Origin of the sequence: Pontimicrobium sp. SW4 (assembly GCF_039954625.1) — a bacterium.
Taxonomy (GTDB): Bacteria; Bacteroidota; Bacteroidia; order Flavobacteriales; family Flavobacteriaceae; genus Pontimicrobium.
The window spans coordinates 183,026-199,332 of the sequence record NZ_CP157199.1 but is presented as its reverse complement, the minus strand read 5'-3'; the positions used below and the strand labels follow the sequence as shown (position 1 = coordinate 199,332).

Genomic DNA, 16,307 nt, shown 5'->3' with positions numbered 1-16,307 from the left:
ACATGAACTATACTGATATAAAAATATCAATACAAGAAGCCGAAAATATTCTTTTTCAACTCTATAATATCAAAGGAAAAGCGTTAGAACTTCCTGGTGAAATTGATTTTAATTTCAGAATCAAAACAGAGCATGGTGAAGATTATATTCTAAAAATTTCTCGTCCAAATGAAAATAATAACTATTTAGATTTTCAACAAAGCCTAATAGAATACATAAACCAAAATGACAAAAATGCCATAGCTCCAAAAGTTATTAAAGATAAAAGTAGAAATGCAATTTCTTCAATTATTGATGAGCATGGAAACAAAAGATTTGTTAGGCTTTTAACATGGATTTCGGGAAGACTTTGGAGTAAAGTAAATCCTCAACTGGATGATTTACGCTTTAGTTTAGGTGAACAATGTGGACTACTCACTAAAGCTTTACAAGGGTTCTATCACACTGAAGCTCGCCGTGAATTTGATTGGGATACTGCGCAATCACTTTGGACTAAAGAACATTTAGATTTATTTGATGATGACAAAAAAGAAATTCTAACCTATTTTCAAAATGAATTTGAAGCCTCACAAAATGAATATGCTCAACTTCGAAAAAGCGTGATTCATAATGATGGAAATGACAACAATATAGTTGTTTCAAAGGATGTCTTACAGCCTAAAGTAAAAGCTGTTATCGATTATGGTGATGCCATTTTTACGCAAACAATAAACGATTTGGCCACTACATGTGCTTATGCCATTATGCATCATAATGATCCTTTAGATGCTTCATTAGCCATTGTGCGAGGTTACCATAAATCGTTCCCTTTACAAGAAAATGAGCTCAAACATCTTTACAATTGCATCGCTATGCGTTTGGTGATTTCGGTTACAAAATCGGCTATCAATAAAGTAAAAGAGCCTGATAATGAATATCTTCTTATTAGCGAAAAACCAGCTTGGGAATTACTTGAAAAATGGTTCAATATCAGTTCAGATTTTGCACATTTCAGTTATAGAGTTGCTTGCGGTTATACGGCGCATCCTGATACTGAAAAATTCAATAGATGGGCTTCAGCTTATCAATTTAAAGTGTCTGAATTATTCCCAACAGCTCCAAGTGATGAATTCCATCATATCGATTTAAGTGTGTCTAGCAAATGGGTTGGTCATCAAGAAAATTTTAATGATTTGGACTTGTTTCAGTTTAAAATTGACAGATTGCAGGCTGAATATCCTAAAAAAGTCCTTGCTGGTGGTTATTTGGAGCCTCGCGCTTTATACACCTCAACTGCTTATGATAAAATTGGAAACAATGGTCGTGAGAGTAGAACTATTCATTTAGGAATTGATTTTTGGTTTCATGCCAACACACCTGTTCATGCCTTGTTTGATGGTGAAATAATGACAGCTTGTAATGATGCTGGCGATAAAGAATATGGAGGGTTAGTTATCCTAAAACATCGTGTTGATGATTTTGAATTTTATACACTTTATGGTCATAACACTGTTGAAAGTGCCACCAAACACAAACTTGGTGATATTATTAAAAAAGGCGAAAAAATAGCTGAATTAGGCAACTATCCAGAAAATGGGAATTGGGTGCCACATCTTCATTTTCAAGTAATGATGTCGATGCTAGATTATAAAGTTGATTTTCCTGGAGTCACTTATTTTAATCAACTTAATGTTTGGAAAGACTTATGCCCAGATCCAAATCTATTATTTAAATCTGAAGCTCTTATAAACTCAAATAATAAAACCAATGATAAACTCATTGCCTATAGAAAACAGCATCTAGGCAAAAGTTTGAGTTTACAATACAAAACACCTATAAAAATGGTTAGGGGTGTTGGTGTTTACCTAATGGATCAGTATGGTCAAAAATATTTAGATACAGTAAATAATGTAGCTCATGTTGGACATGAACATTACGATGTTGTAAAAGCTGGTCAAGAACAAATGGCTTTAATTAATACAAATTCACGCTATTTACATGAAAATATAAATGAACTTGCTAAAGAACTTATTGAGACCTTACCTCCAAAATTGAATGTTTTTCATTTTGTAAATTCTGGAAGCGAAGCAAATGAATTGGCTATTAGAATGGCTAAAGCCTATTCTGGAGAAAAAGACATCATTGCTAGTGAAGTTGGCTATCATGGCAATACGAATATGTGCGTAGATATTTCATCGTATAAATTTGATGGAAAAGGAGGTAATGGTGCTCCAGAACACACCCATATTTTTCCAATTCCTAATGAGTTTAGAGGAAAATACCGAGACGAAAACACAGCCGAACAATATGCTAAAGAAGTTAAACAATGTATTGCTAATATTCAAAGTGAAGGACGTAATGTTGCGGCATTAATTATTGAACCGATTATAAGTTGTGGTGGTCAAGTAGAATTACCTAATGGTTTTTTATCAAAAATATATAAACTAATTAGAGAATCTGGGGGTGTTTGTATTTCTGACGAAATTCAAACAGGTTGTGGTAGAATGGGGAAAACATTTTGGGGATTTCAATTGCACAATGTTATTCCTGATATTGTCACAATTGGTAAGCCTTTAGGGAATGGTCATCCAGTTGCTGCTGTGGCGTGCACACAAGAAGTTGCTAATAAGTTTGCCAATGGTATGGAGTATTTCAACACTTTTGGAGGTAATCCTGTGTCATGCGCAATAGCTACAAAAGTGTTGCGTGTAGTAAAAGGTGAAAAACTTCAAGAAAACGCACTAAAAGTAGGTGAGTTTTTAAAAGAAGAGTTGACAAAACTTTCAGACGAGTATCCTATTATTGGAGATGTTCGCGGACAAGGGTTGTTTCTAGGCATTGAATTGGTTGATAATAATATGAATCCGTTAGCAGAGCAAACGGATTATTTAGCTAACAGAATGAAAGATCATGGTATTTTAATGAGTGTTGATGGCCCAGACTATAACGTCTTGAAAATTAAACCACCTATTGTTTTTACTAAAGAAAATGCCAAAGAATTATTATTCTATTTAAGAAAAATTCTAGCTGAAGATTTTATGAAGACTCACTGATGAAAAAAATCACACTCTTATTTTTTATTTTTATAGGTTGTAAACAAGAACCTTTACAGATTGTTGCAGAACAAACTTTTCATTACAATCATGAAATCTTTGAAGACAACAAACTTCCACCTCGAGCAACCTTTTTTTCATTTGAAAATGAGACAATTAAAGAAAAAGAGGACTCAAAACGGTTTGTGAGTTTAAATGGCGAATGGAAATTCCATTGGGTTAAAGATCCTAAACAACGCCCTATTACTTTCCAAAACGCCAACTACGACGATTCAAATTGGACAACTATTCCAGTTCCTGCCAATTGGGAAGTTGAAGGTTTTGGAAAACCTATTTATTTGGACGAACGCTACCCTTTCACAACGAAATGGCCTAACGCTCCAACCGATTATAATCCAGTTGGTACATATAGAAAATTCATCGATATAGATTCTGAATTTCTATCTGAAGATGTTATCCTTCACTTTGCTGGAGTTAAATCTGCAATGTATGTCTATATAAATGGTAGTTATGTTGGTTATTCCCAAGGCAGTAAAACGCCAGCTGAGTTTAATATTACTAACTACTTAAAAAAAGGCAAAAATCTTATTGCCTTACAAATGTTTCGTTGGAGTGATGCAAGTTATTTGGAAAGTCAAGACATGTTGCGAATAAGTGGTATTGAGCGTGAGGTTTATTTATATACTAGACCTAAAGTTTATATTTCTGACTTTCATGCAGATACCAATTTAGACAATACCTATAGTAATGGTATCTTTAAGGGAACTGTTTCAATTAAGAATAAAACTGATGAAACTATTTCAAAAATTCTCTCTGTTGAAATTTTAGATGGCGAAAATTCAATTTTTAAAACTTCAGAAGACGTTGAAGTTTCAGCAAATTCGATAAAAGAATTTAACGCGAACAAAATTATCAATGATGTGAAACCATGGTCTGCCGAAATTCCCAATTTATACACCCTTAAAATTTCATTCGATAATAATCAATTCATCACAAAACATATAGGTTTTAAAAGTGTTAAAATCAAGAACAGTCAAGTGCTCATTAATGGAAAAGCTATTTACTTTAAAGGTGTTAACAGACATGAAACAGATCCATTTACAGGTCATGTAGTATCCAAAACATCGATGGAAAAAGATATCAAATTAATGAAGCAAAATAACATTAATGCAGTGCGTTCTGCTCATTATCCAAACGACCCTTATTGGTTAGATTTATGCGATAAATATGGTTTATATGTTATTGATGAAGCTAATATTGAAAGTCATCCCTTAGCAATTTCAGAAGACACACAAATAGGAAATGAAATGTCTTGGTTGCCAGCACATATGATGCGCACACAGCGTATGTACTATCGTGATAGAAATCATCCTTCCATTTATTCTTGGTCGCTAGGAAATGAAGCTGGAGAAGGTGATATTTTTAGAGCAACTTATAAATGGCTTAAAAGACAAGATGACAATAGAATTGTACAATACGAACCTGCAGGAAAGGAAGATTATACAGATGTGTATTGCCCAATGTATCCAAAACCGGAATATCTAATCAGTCATGGAAAATCAGATTCTGACAAACCATCTATCATGATTGAATATGCACATGCCATGGGAAATTCGGTTGGAAATTTGCAGGACTATTGGGATATTATTGAAACCTACCCTAATCTTCAAGGAGGTTTTATTTGGGATTGGGTAGACCAAAGTTTGGAGTATAAAGACGAAAACGGAAAACCCTATTTAGCCTATGGTCATGATTACCATCCAGATTTGCCAACAGATGGCAACTTTTTAAACAATGGTTTAGTGGATCCATATAGAAATCCGCATCCTCATTTAACTGAAGTCAAAAAAGTATATGAGCCAGTTCAGTTTAACTATTTAGGAAATGGTTTAGTCGAAATTGAAAACAAGAATTTCTTTGCAGATTTTTCAGATAAAACACTTCAATTAAAACTTCTGGTTGATGGTAAGGAAACACTTTTAAAAAAAAATGGCGAGCTTAATATTAAGCCTCAAACCAAATTAAAAATAACTTTTTCTGAAATCCCTGAGATTTTTATTCCAGAGAGTGAGTTCATTTTAGAAGTAAGCCTAATTCAAAAAGATGAAAATGTTTTAATACCTAAAGGATATGAAATTGCTTGGGATCAATTTATTTTACAAGAAGGGAAAAGTTTTAATTATTCCAAAATTGGTGAAGATTTAGAAATAATTTCTGCCGATAATATTCTAATTAAAAACGATATTATCGATTTAAGCATTGACTCCAATTCTGGAGAAATTATATCTTGGAAACATGAAGGAAAAGAGGTGACTAATCAACCTATTAAACCAAATTTTTGGAGACCACCAACAGATAATGACCTCGGAAATAGTATGGATAAATGGGCGAAAATATGGCAAGATGCTACGTACAATTACAAAGCCGAACTATTAAGAAAGCCACATATTATAAAAAAACATGTCATTTATGATGTGCAATACGAGTTGCCAAACGATGAGGCAAAAGTTATTGCATCTTTTATAATTGGTAGAAATGGGCTTATGCAAGTTACCTTAAGTTTTAAACCAAACAAAAAAGATTCACCTAATATTCCGCGACTAGGCATGTACATGACTTTAAACAATACGTACAGAGATGTTTCATGGTACGGAAAAGGTCCTGAGGAAACCTATTGGGATAGAAAAACAGGGCAAAAAACGGGATTGTACTCAGGTAAAATTAAAGACCAATTTCATCGGTATTCTCGTCCACAAGAAACAGGTAACAAAACAGATGTGAGATGGGTGGAAATTTCCTCAGAGGATTTAAAACTTAAAGTTTTAGGTACGGAATTATTGAATACTAGTGTCTGGCCTTTTAATATGAAAGAAATAGACTTTAATAGTAATGACGGCGCAGAATCGGCTTCAGGATTAGTTCCAGTAACCACAAAGCATGGAGCTGATATTGAGATAGGAAATACAATTCAATGGAATATTGATTTTCTCCAAATGGGAGTTGGTGGAGACACATCTTGGGGAAGATTGGTGCATCCTGAATATAACATCCCTTCAAATAAATTATATAGTTATACATTTACAATACAACCAACACGTAAAGACTAATGCAAATACTAACTTTTATTCTTTTTACGCTTTTTGTTGCCATTATTTCCTACTGGAAAACAAGAAAAACAGACGAAACAAGTCATGATGGCTATTTTCTAGGTGGACGCAGTTTAACAGGAGTTGTTATTGCTGGTTCTTTATTATTAACCAATCTTTCTACTGAACAAATTGTTGGACTTAATGGCGCTTCTTTTAAAGATGGTATTTTAGTGATGGCTTGGGAAACTTTAGCTGCCATAGCTATGGTAATTACTGCGGTATTCTTATTACCGCGTTATTTAAAAGGTGGTTTAACAACTGTTCCTCAGTTTTTAGAACAACGTTATGACAAAGTCACAAAAACGATAACTTCAGGACTCTTTTTAAGCGGCTATGCTATTGTTTTATTGCCCATTGTACTTTATTCTGGTGCGCTGGCATTGAGTAACATGTTTAATATTCCAGAATTGTTAGGTGTTTCTAAAACAACAGCTTTATGGATAACTGTTTGGGCCATTGGTATTATAGGCTCAATTTACGCCATCTTTGGTGGACTAAAAGCTGTTGCTGTTTCAGACACCATCAACGCCTTAGGTTTATTAGTTGGAGGTATGCTAATTCCAATATTTGGTTTAATGGCTATTGGTGATGGTAGCATTTCTGAAGGAATTTCAACATTAATAGCTGATAATCCAGAAAAATTTAAATCGCTGGGAGGCCCAAAATCATCTATTCCTTGGGAAACAATTTTCACAGGAATGATGCTTGTTCAGTTATTTTATTGGGGAACTAATCAAGCAATTATACAGCGTGCTCTGGGAGCAAAAAATTTAAAAGAAGGGCAAAAAGGACTGTTACTTGCCTCATTTATAAAAATACTAGGACCATTAATTGTTGTATTACCTGGAGTTATTGCATACCACATGTTTGGAAGTCAAATAGAAAACCCTGACGAAGCATATCCAATGTTAGTCGAAAAGGTATTACCAGACGCTTGGTTAGGATTTTTTGCAGCAGTACTTTTTGGAGCCATTTTGAGCTCGTTTAATTCAGCTTTAAATAGTTCTGTAACACTTTTTGGAGTTGATATTTACAAATCCCACATTAATACTGAAGCAAATGAAAAGAAAGTAGTTAGGATTGGGAAAAATTTTGGAATATTTCTAGCTATAATCTCAATGCTTATTGCACCTTTAATTGCCAATGCACCAGACGGTTTATTCGGCTATTTACAAGAAGTTAATGGTTGCTATAGCATTCCAATATTAACTATTATTGTGGTTGGATATTTAACAAAATATGTTCCTGCTATAGCTGCAAAAATAGCTGTATTTTCAGGTGTGATATTATATAGCATAAGTCAGTTTATTTTGAAACCTTTTGTGTTTGGCAACGATAATTACCCACATTACTTACACATTATGGCCATATTATTTATACTAAACATCCTTATTATGCTTATAATTGGTAAATATAAACCTAGAGCTGAAGCCTACGAATTGTCTTATTCAAAGCAAGTTGATATTGCACCTTGGAAGCATGTAAATAGCATTGGAATTGGAATTTGTATTATGGTTTTAGTCATTTATATTTATTTCATCTAAATGAGTTCATATCTAAAATTAAAAATTAAATCGAGGTTTCTATCTGAGTTTAAAACTGAGCCTCTATTAGTTTTTTCACCTGGACGCATTAATCTTATTGGCGAACACACCGATTATAATAAGGGCTTAGTATTTCCTGCAGCTGTTGATAAAGGAATCGTAGTTGGTATTCAAAAAAGTGAATTAAACATATCATCAATAATCGCTGTAGATGAAGATGAACGCTACGACTTTTCTTTAAATACTATCAAACCAATTAAAAATAGTGATTGGAAAAATTATATTTTAGGAGTTATTTCAGAGATTCAAAAAGCAGGAAAACAGATTGAAAATTTTAATCTCGTATTTGGCGGTAATATTCCTAAAGGAGCAGGAATTTCGTCCTCAGCTGCATTAGAAAACAGTATTGCCTATGCTATAAATGAATTATTCAATTTAGGCTTAACAAAAAAAGAGCTAATCTATATTTCTCAAAAGGCTGAACACAATTATGTTGGTGTTAAATGTGGTATCATGGATCAATACGCAAGTATGTTTGGAAGAAAGGATACAGCTATTCTATTAGATTGTGAGAGTTTAGAAGCTAAACAAGTTACACTAAATCTTAATGGCCATTCTTTGTTGTTAGTTAACTCTAATGTTAAACACAGCTTAGCAGAAAGTGCTTATAATGAAAGGCGGAATACTTGTGAAAAAGTTGCTATAAAATTAAAAGTTCAAAGTTTAAGGCAAGCTACTTTGCCAAATTTGAATTACATAAAAGATGTTTTAACTGATGATGAATATCAAAAAGCATTATATGTATTGCAAGAAAATAAGCGAGTGCTAAATGCTTATGAAGCTATTTTAAAAAATGACTTATTAAAACTAGGTGACTTACTTTATGATTCACATAATGGCTTAAAAAACCAATATAAAGTAAGTTGTAAAGAATTAGATTTTCTAGTAGAAAAATCAAAAAAATCAAATGCAGTTATTGGAGCAAGAATGATGGGAGGCGGTTTTGGTGGCTGTACTATTAACATTGTTAAAAATGGTTTCCTTGAGGATTTTAAAAAAGATATTGCTAATTTGTACAAACAAAAATTTAACACAGAATGTTCTTTTTATTTGGTAAAATTATCACAAGGAACTCGCTTATTATCAATAAAATAAAAATTAATTTTAAATTCTTGCAGACTTATGCAGCCAATTGTTAGAAAAGCAACCATAGAAGACCTTCCTATTTTAATGGAGTTTATGAGAGGATTGGTGGACGCAGAACGTCCAATGGACCCAACAATTAAAGATGGAAATGTAGTTTATTACGACCTTTCCGAAATTATGAAAAATGATGATTCAGAGTTATTTGTTGTTGAATTGAACAAAGAATTGGTTGCTTCCGGTTACGCTAAAATTAAAGATGACAGACCTTATTTAAAACACAAAAAACAAGGTTATCTAGGGTTTATGTTTGTACCTGAAAAACATCGAGGAAGTGGTTATAACAAACTAATAATGGATACTCTGTTAAAATGGTGTAAAGACCGAAAAATAGATGAAATTAGATTAGATGTATATAACGATAATCCTTCAGCCATAAGAGCTTATGAAAAAGCTGGATTAAAAAAGCACCTCATTACAATGCGCCTTGATATTGGTGATTTATAAGCTAAATATTTTTAGAATTTTCTATCAGGATTAAATGAATCAATATCTAACGACAATTTTTGTTCAGAAATAATCTCAGACACCAACTTCCCTGTTGCTGTAGCCATACTCCAACCCATCATTGCATGACCAGCAGCAATAGTTAAGTTATTACATTTTTTAGATTTCCCGATGTATGGTAAGCCATCTGGAGACACTGGACGCAAGCCACAAGCTGCATTATCTTTTTCTTCTGAGGTTAATTCAACACTCGGATAATATCTTTTAGCTGCATTTGCAATTGCCTCTACACGTACTTTATTAATGTTGTGATTGATGCCTGCAATTTCCATAGTACCTGCAAATCGCGTAAATCCGTTCATTGGCGTAATGGCTACTTTTGCTTCGGCTAATATTGCTGGAATAGTAATTCCTGTTTCCCTTTCAGAATTTACACGATACCCTTTTCCTGCTTGTAAGAGTAGCTTTATACCCAATTTTTTACTCAACATATTACTCCAAGATCCAGCAGCAAGAACAAACTCATCTGCTTCAATAGTTTGCTTATCCGTTTTGATGGACTTGATGGTGCTATTATTAACTTCTAAGTCAACAACTTTTTCGTTAGTATAAAACTTTACGCTTTTGTTTTTAAGAACTGTTTTTAAACCAGTCATAAATTCGTGTGGAGTAGTATGGTGATCACACTCAAAATAAGCAGCACCAATAGCATTTATATCAACATTTGGTTCTAGTTTTTTTATTTCCTCTACACTAACTTCTTTAGCTTTTAGTCCTAGCTTATTTGCGTAAAGTGCAATATTTACTTCTGTTTCTAGCGCTTTTTCGGTTTGACAGAGCATAAACAAACCTTTTGTTTCATAATGCGAGTTGATGTTTTCTTTTTCTGAAATATCTCTATAAAGGTCTTGACTTAATACTGCAATATCCTTAATTATTGGAGCAGCTTTTTCAACATGCTTTGGATTACAGGATTTATTAAACGCCCAAGTCCATCTTAAAAAATCTGCTTCTAATCGTGGTTTGATATACAACGGACTCGATTTGTCAAACATCCATTTTATACCTTTTCGCATCACTCCAGGAGCAGACAATGGTATAATATGACTAGGCGATAAATACCCTGCATTAACATAAGAGGCTCCAGCATCCATGTTTGATTGATCTATAACTGTAACCTGATGACCTTCATTTTGAAGATAATATGCGGACGATAAACCCATTATTCCTCCACCAATAACTACAACATTTTTACTCATTACTACTATTTACATTGAAGTATATTTTTTGATAAATCTACAATAAAAAATTATTAAATTACTTGAAATCCATGAGCATATGGATCATCTTCATCATCAATAAAAATCGTATTATAACCGTATACTTTTGCCCAACCTTGGATGCTCGGAATAATGGCTAATTTACCATCTATAGTAGTTTCTTTTTCAACACGACCTATAAATTTACTGCCAATAAAACTTTCATGCACAAACAGTTCTTCAACTTTTAATTTTCCCTTGGTGTATAATTGTGCTAATCTTGCTGAAGTCCCTGTTCCGCAAGGTGAACGGTCTATTGCCTTATCTCCATAAAACACAGCATTTCTTCCAGAGGATTTTGGGTCTATTGGGTTTCCTGTCCACAGCATATGTGTCACATCTCTTATTGTTTCATTTTCTGGATGAATAAATAGATTTGGATATTTTTTATTGATACGCTCTCTAACTGCTTGCGAATATTGTACAATCTTACTTGCTGTAAAATCATGCACTCCTGAAAAATTTTTCTGAGGATCTACAATAGCATAATAGTTTCCACCATAAGCTACATCAAACATAATCTCGCCTAATTCTGGACATTCTACAGTTAAATTTTCGGCAGCTAAATAACTTTTCACATTAGTAAGTTTTACCCAATCTACTTTTCCATTGGTTTGTTGATAATCTATTTCAACTAAACCAGCTGGTGCTTCCATTTTAATTTTACCAGGAATTTTTGGTGTTACTAGACCTTCTTCAATAGCAATAGTAATCGTTCCAATAGTTCCGTGTCCACACATTGGTAAACAACCTGAAGTTTCAATAAATAAAATTGCAAAATCGTTTTCTGGATTGTGAGGTGGGAATAAAAAGCTACCACTCATCATATCATGACCACGTGGCTCAAACATCAATCCTTTACGAATCCAATCGTACTCCTTTAAGAAATGTTGGCGTTTTTCGCTCATGTTTTCACCAACCAAGTTTGGATGCCCTTCAGTTACAACGCGAACTGGATTTCCGCAAGTGTGAGCATCAATGCAAACGAACTTTGTTCTACTCATTTAATTTTTTATGTATATAAGAATCCATTCGTTTTTCCATAATAGAAAGCGTTACAGTACCTTCTTCAAGAATTACCTCATGAAACTCACGAATGTCAAATTTTTCTCCTAAGGTTTCTTCAGCTTTTTTACGGAGCTCTCTTATTTTTATTTCCCCCATTTTATAGGATATAGCTTGTCCTGGCCATGAAATGTAACGATCTGTTTCTGTAGTTACTTCATGTATTGACAGAGCCGTATTCTCAGTCATGTAATCTAACATTTGTTGCCTTGTCCAACCTTTTGCATGTACTCCAGTATCAACTACCAATCTACATGCTCGCCACATTTCGTAAGTTAATTGACCAAATTTTTCATAAGGTGTTGTATAGATCCCCATTTCTTCTGCTAAATATTCTGAATATAATCCCCATCCTTCACCATAAGCTGATAAATATAAACCTCTTCTAAAAGCAGGAATAGTTTCAGGTAATTCATTATTCAATGAAATTTGCAAATGATGTCCAGGAACTGCTTCGTGTGCTGTTAAAGCTGGAATAGTATATAAGGTTCTACTTGGTAAATTATATGTGTTTACCCAATAAAAACCTGCTGTTGTATCGCTATAAGAGCCTGAATATCTTCCTCCAGTATAATTTGGTGCAATTGCTGCGGGAACAGGAACAACACCATAGGGTTTTCTAGGTAACGTGATAAAGTATTTAGGTAATTCTGCATCAATTCTTTTTGAGATATCTCGTGCAAACATCAATAATTCTTTGGCTGTTTTTGGATAAAATTGCTCGTCTGTACGCAGAAATTTTAAAAAGTCGGCAAAGCTTCCTTTAAATCCTAAATCGTCAATAATTTTTTGCATTTCAGCTTTAATTCTCGCTACTTCATTTAACCCAATTTGATGAATATCATCAGCTGTATATTTTGTACTTGTTGTATAATAATTGATTCTATTTTGATAAAAAGCGTGGCCATTTGGTGTTGTTGACACACCCAAACCTTTTCTTGTATTTGGGAAGTAATCGTTTTCAAAATAGTTTTTAATCTTCTTATATTGATCTACAGCATTTTTTTGAACGCTTACTTTTGCCACCTTAGTTATGGAGTCCTTTAGTGCTTTTGAAAATGAGTCTGGCAGGTCATTAAATGGCTTGTAAAATTCGCTTTTAGTCACATCAGAAACGATGTGCTTATCATACGTAATTTCATAATTATTAAATACTGCTTTTGGTTGTGAAATACCTTCTTTTACACCTGCTCTTAATAAATCTAAATTATAATCAACTCTTTTAGGTAACTCATCAAGTTGTTCTAAATATTTAAGAACTTGCTCTTTATTTTTGAAGGACCTATTAGCCATTCTACTTAAATTCAAATGAAATGCTCTTTCGTTTGTAATAGGATTCAAATACGTTTTAAATGTATGTGTGTCTATTTTATCCTGTAATACAAACAGCAATAATTCTCTTGAAATTTGTTCAGATTCTGATAAACCTTCAATGTTCACTTTTTCTAATTCTTCTCTAAGTCCTTTAACAAAATCTGATTCTGCTTGATAGTACTTAATTGTATTTTCAACTGATTCGTTTCTTTCGAAATCATACTCTCGATCTGCTTCATATTTTGCAATGATATCGTTTAAATTATCAGAATTTGATACTTGTTTAAAGGATAGAACTCCTAAAAAAACGAAGACAACTAAAAACTTAAGTACTTTCATAAATATTCTTTTTATAATTATATTTTTTGATTCGTAAGCTTACCATTTACCGTTCTTGAAATTTCTAACGGATTTTCATTTTTCAACTCGTCTGGAAGCAAATTGTTAGGCCAATCTTGAAAACTAAAAGGTCTTACAAATCGTTTAATAGAATCTACACCAACTGCAGTAAAACGACTATCTGTAGATGCAGGATAAGGCCCTCCATGTTGCATAGAAGGGCACACCTCAACACCAGTTGGAACTCCATTGAATATAATACGTCCAACTCTATTTTGAAGCGCATTAACAAGGTTAGAGTATTTTGCTACTTCATTATCATCTGAAATTATTGTTCCTGTTAATTGCCCTTCTAAATTAGAAATAATTTCTTCTAATTCGAGTTCATCCTTGCATTGTACGACTAACGAAAATGGTCCAAATACTTCGTGATGTAACGTTGGATTATTTAAAAAAGTACCCCCTTCAACTGTTGTCACAACTTGTCTAGCATAATTAGGTTCTACATCATTTTCATAACCAGCTAATACTTTTATTCCGCTTTGTGATAATGCTTTAGATTTATTGGTTTCATATGCTCCAGCAATATTTGGATGCAACATACAAGACGGTTCAACTTTTACAATTTCTTCAGCTAAAGTATTCACAAAACTGGTCAACCCTTCAGATTTTACACCAATAATCAAACCTGGGTTTGTACAAAATTGTCCTGTTCCTAAAGTAATTGAGCCTGCATACGTTTTAGCAATTGCTTCAGCTCTATTATTTAATGCTTGTGGCAAAATAACAACTGGATTAATACTTCCCATTTCAGCAAATACTGGAATTGGTTCTTCGCGTTTTGCAGCTAAATCGTATAATGCTCTTCCACCACGAATACTCCCAGTAAAACCAACTGCTTTAACTTTAGGATGCATTACTAATTGTTGTCCAACTTCTATTCCACTAGAATTTAAATTAGAAAACACACCATTAGGCATGCCAGTTTTTTCTGCAGCCTTAATCACTGCGCTACTAACCATTTCACCTGTTGCTGCATGCATTGGATGCGATTTTACAATAACAGGGCATCCTGCTGCGAGGGCTGCTGTTGTATCTCCTCCTGCTGTTGAAAATGCGAATGGAAAGTTTGATGCTCCAAAAACTACAATTGGGCCTAAAGGCACATTCATTTTACGTAAATCTACTTTTGGAAGCGGTTTTCTATCTGGTTGTGCTGTATCAATTGATGCATCTACCCAATTACCTTCTTCAATATGATTTGCAAACGCTCTTAATTGCCCAAGTGTTCTTCCTCTTTCTCCCATGGCTCTTCCATTTGGCAATCCACTTTCAGATGAGTACACTTGTAATAATGAATCTCCAAGAGCTTCTATCTCATCTGCAATTGCTCTAAGGAATTCAGCTTTTTTTATTCCTGAAATTTTAGAATAGGTTTTAAAAGCTTCAGCAGCTAATTCTGCTGCTTGATTGACTTCATTGTTTGAAGCCTCAGTGATTTCCCATTCATTTTCAATATTCAACAAAGGGTTAAATGTTTTAAACGTTTTACTTCCTTTGGCTGATAGTTGATTTCCTATATAATTTTTTCCTGTAATCATTATTGATTTATTCTTTTTAGGTGAGTTTCAACATCGACAGGCTTATGCACTATTTTAGTTGAAACTGGATATTTTTCTAATAACTTTTTTGGTCTAATTGGACGTTTTTCAAAACCACCTCCACAATTAGGACATACATGCTGTAATACACTCTCAACACAATCTTTACAAAAGGTACATTCAAACGTACAAATCATTGCATCACTAGAATCGTGTGGCAATGATTTGTTGCAATGTTCGCATGTTGGTCTTATTTCTAACATATTTACATTATTATATTAGCGATTGTAAATTTTTATATTCTGGTAATGTTGGTCTAGTTCGCATTCCTTTAGCAATAATTGCTAGTACTTTTGTTCTTTCTTCTCCAAAAAGAGGTAAACGTGGTGCACGTACATTCTCTGTTCCAATTCCTGTGGCTACTTCAGCTAGTTTGATATTTTGTACTAATTTAGGGTTAATATCTAACTCTAGCAACGGTAAAAACCATCTATAAATTTCTATTGATTCTTGTATTCTTCCTGCTTTTTGCAGTTCGTAAATAGCAACAGTTTCTCGTGGAAAAGCACAAACCAAACCTGCTATCCATCCATCGGCTCCCATTAATAAACTCTCAAGAGCAACAGTATCTACTCCTGTCATTATTTTTAATCTGTCCCCAAATCTGTTTTTTATTCTAGTTACATTAGATATATCTCTAGTAGACTCTTTTACCGCTTCAATGTTATCACATTTTAGAAGTTCTTCAAACATATCCAAGGTGACTTCAATTTTATAATCCACAGGATTATTATAAATCATTATTGGTAATGAGGTGTTATTAGCTACAGCCTTAAAATACTCTACGGTTTCCGTGTCTCCAGCTTTATAACGCATTGGAGGTAACATCATTAATCCCTTTGCACCATCCTTCTCAGCTTTTTGAGCTACAGCTATTGCACCTTTAGTTGATTGCTCAGCTACATTCATTAACACAGGAACTTTTCCATTAACTATTTTTACAGTTTCTTGTGTTAGAATGCTTTTTTCTTCATCTAATAAGGTACTTGCCTCACCTAAAGTTCCTCCTAACACAATACCGTGGACTCCAGCATCTAATTGTGCTTTGATATTGGTTTCAAACATTTGCAAATCTAAAGTATCATCATTCGTGAACTTTGTTGTTACTGCTGGCATTACGCCTTCCCATTTTAAACTCATTGTAATTAATTTTGTTTTGATAAAAATAGTACAGATTTTAAAATAAAAATAATGAGTTCTTATCCATAATACATATTATATTATCCTAAAATGT

11 protein-coding genes are annotated in these 16,307 nt (G+C 33.5%); 5 read left to right on the top strand and 6 right to left on the bottom strand.

Features of this window, described 5'->3' with window-relative positions; genetic code table 11:
• Positions 1-2: 2 nt before the first annotated feature.
• From ABGB03_RS00950 to ABGB03_RS00930, 5 genes are read left to right on the top strand one after another with little or no spacing between them, the layout of a single operon-like run.
• The gene (locus ABGB03_RS00950; RefSeq protein WP_347924064.1) at positions 3-3,032 is read left to right on the top strand and encodes an aminotransferase class III-fold pyridoxal phosphate-dependent enzyme; all 3,030 of its coding nucleotides are present in this window, start codon (positions 3-5) and stop codon (positions 3,030-3,032) included.
• A complete protein-coding gene (locus tag ABGB03_RS00945; protein WP_347924062.1) occupies positions 3,032-6,139 on the top strand; it encodes a glycoside hydrolase family 2 TIM barrel-domain containing protein in 3,108 nt (1,035 codons plus the stop codon). Before ABGB03_RS00950 ends, ABGB03_RS00945 begins: the two co-directional genes overlap by 1 nt.
• Complete coding sequence (locus ABGB03_RS00940; protein WP_347924061.1) at positions 6,139-7,725, top strand: solute:sodium symporter family transporter; 1,587 nt, start codon at positions 6,139-6,141, stop codon at positions 7,723-7,725. The genes ABGB03_RS00945 and ABGB03_RS00940 overlap by 1 nt, the downstream gene beginning before the upstream one ends.
• Complete coding sequence (gene galK, locus ABGB03_RS00935) at positions 7,726-8,880, top strand: galactokinase (RefSeq protein ID WP_347924060.1); 1,155 nt, start codon at positions 7,726-7,728, stop codon at positions 8,878-8,880. It begins immediately after the preceding gene.
• Positions 8,881-8,907: 27 nt separating this feature from the next.
• Positions 8,908-9,375 (top strand): GNAT family N-acetyltransferase, encoded by a 468-nt coding sequence (locus tag ABGB03_RS00930; RefSeq protein WP_347924058.1) that lies wholly within the window; start codon positions 8,908-8,910, stop codon positions 9,373-9,375.
• Between the two features lie 11 nt (positions 9,376-9,386).
• Here ABGB03_RS00930 and ABGB03_RS00925 read toward each other — a convergent pair whose 3' ends face one another.
• The 6 genes from ABGB03_RS00925 to ABGB03_RS00900 are packed head-to-tail and all read right to left on the bottom strand — an operon-like array spanning position 9,387 to position 16,213.
• Entirely contained in the window at positions 9,387-10,634 is a 1,248-nt protein-coding gene (locus ABGB03_RS00925; RefSeq protein WP_347924057.1) for an FAD-dependent oxidoreductase, read from the bottom strand.
• A gap of 53 nt (positions 10,635-10,687) precedes the next feature.
• Complete coding sequence (locus ABGB03_RS00920) at positions 10,688-11,698, bottom strand: 4-hydroxyproline epimerase (protein ID WP_347924055.1); 1,011 nt, start codon at positions 11,696-11,698, stop codon at positions 10,688-10,690.
• Positions 11,691-13,412, bottom strand: a complete 1,722-nt coding sequence (locus ABGB03_RS00915) for a DUF885 domain-containing protein (RefSeq protein WP_347924054.1) — start codon at positions 13,410-13,412, stop codon at positions 11,691-11,693. Before ABGB03_RS00915 ends, ABGB03_RS00920 begins: the two co-directional genes overlap by 8 nt.
• Positions 13,413-13,429: 17 nt before the next feature.
• A complete protein-coding gene (locus ABGB03_RS00910; protein WP_347924052.1) occupies positions 13,430-15,013 on the bottom strand; it encodes an aldehyde dehydrogenase (NADP(+)) in 1,584 nt (527 codons plus the stop codon).
• Positions 15,013-15,276, bottom strand: coding sequence for a DUF1272 domain-containing protein (locus tag ABGB03_RS00905; protein WP_347924051.1), 264 nt, complete (start codon positions 15,274-15,276; stop codon positions 15,013-15,015). Before ABGB03_RS00905 ends, ABGB03_RS00910 begins: the two co-directional genes overlap by 1 nt.
• A gap of 10 nt (positions 15,277-15,286) precedes the next feature.
• Positions 15,287-16,213: a dihydrodipicolinate synthase family protein gene (locus tag ABGB03_RS00900; protein ID WP_347924049.1), complete on the bottom strand. Its 927-nt coding sequence runs from the start codon at positions 16,211-16,213 to the stop codon at positions 15,287-15,289.
• Positions 16,214-16,307: the final 94 nt, after the last annotated feature.

Bases quoted from the DNA above. Each gene is read 5' to 3' on its own strand.
- ABGB03_RS00940 (WP_347924061.1), top strand. From the start codon at position 6,139: ATGCAAATACTAACTTTTATTCTTTTTACGCTTTTTGTTGCCATTATT.
- ABGB03_RS00930 (WP_347924058.1), top strand. From the start codon at position 8,908: ATGCAGCCAATTGTTAGAAAAGCAACCATAGAAGACCTTCCTATTTTA.
- ABGB03_RS00950 (WP_347924064.1), top strand. From the start codon at position 3: ATGAACTATACTGATATAAAAATATCAATACAAGAAGCCGAAAATATT.
- ABGB03_RS00925 (WP_347924057.1), bottom strand. From the start codon at position 10,634: ATGAGTAAAAATGTTGTAGTTATTGGTGGAGGAATAATGGGTTTATCG.
- ABGB03_RS00900 (WP_347924049.1), bottom strand. From the start codon at position 16,213: ATGAGTTTAAAATGGGAAGGCGTAATGCCAGCAGTAACAACAAAGTTC.
- ABGB03_RS00915 (WP_347924054.1), bottom strand. From the start codon at position 13,412: ATGAAAGTACTTAAGTTTTTAGTTGTCTTCGTTTTTTTAGGAGTTCTA.
- ABGB03_RS00910 (WP_347924052.1), bottom strand. From the start codon at position 15,013: ATGATTACAGGAAAAAATTATATAGGAAATCAACTATCAGCCAAAGGA.
- ABGB03_RS00920 (WP_347924055.1), bottom strand. From the start codon at position 11,698: ATGAGTAGAACAAAGTTCGTTTGCATTGATGCTCACACTTGCGGAAAT.
- ABGB03_RS00945 (WP_347924062.1), top strand. From the start codon at position 3,032: ATGAAAAAAATCACACTCTTATTTTTTATTTTTATAGGTTGTAAACAA.
- ABGB03_RS00905 (WP_347924051.1), bottom strand. From the start codon at position 15,276: ATGTTAGAAATAAGACCAACATGCGAACATTGCAACAAATCATTGCCA.
- galK (WP_347924060.1), top strand. From the start codon at position 7,726: ATGAGTTCATATCTAAAATTAAAAATTAAATCGAGGTTTCTATCTGAG.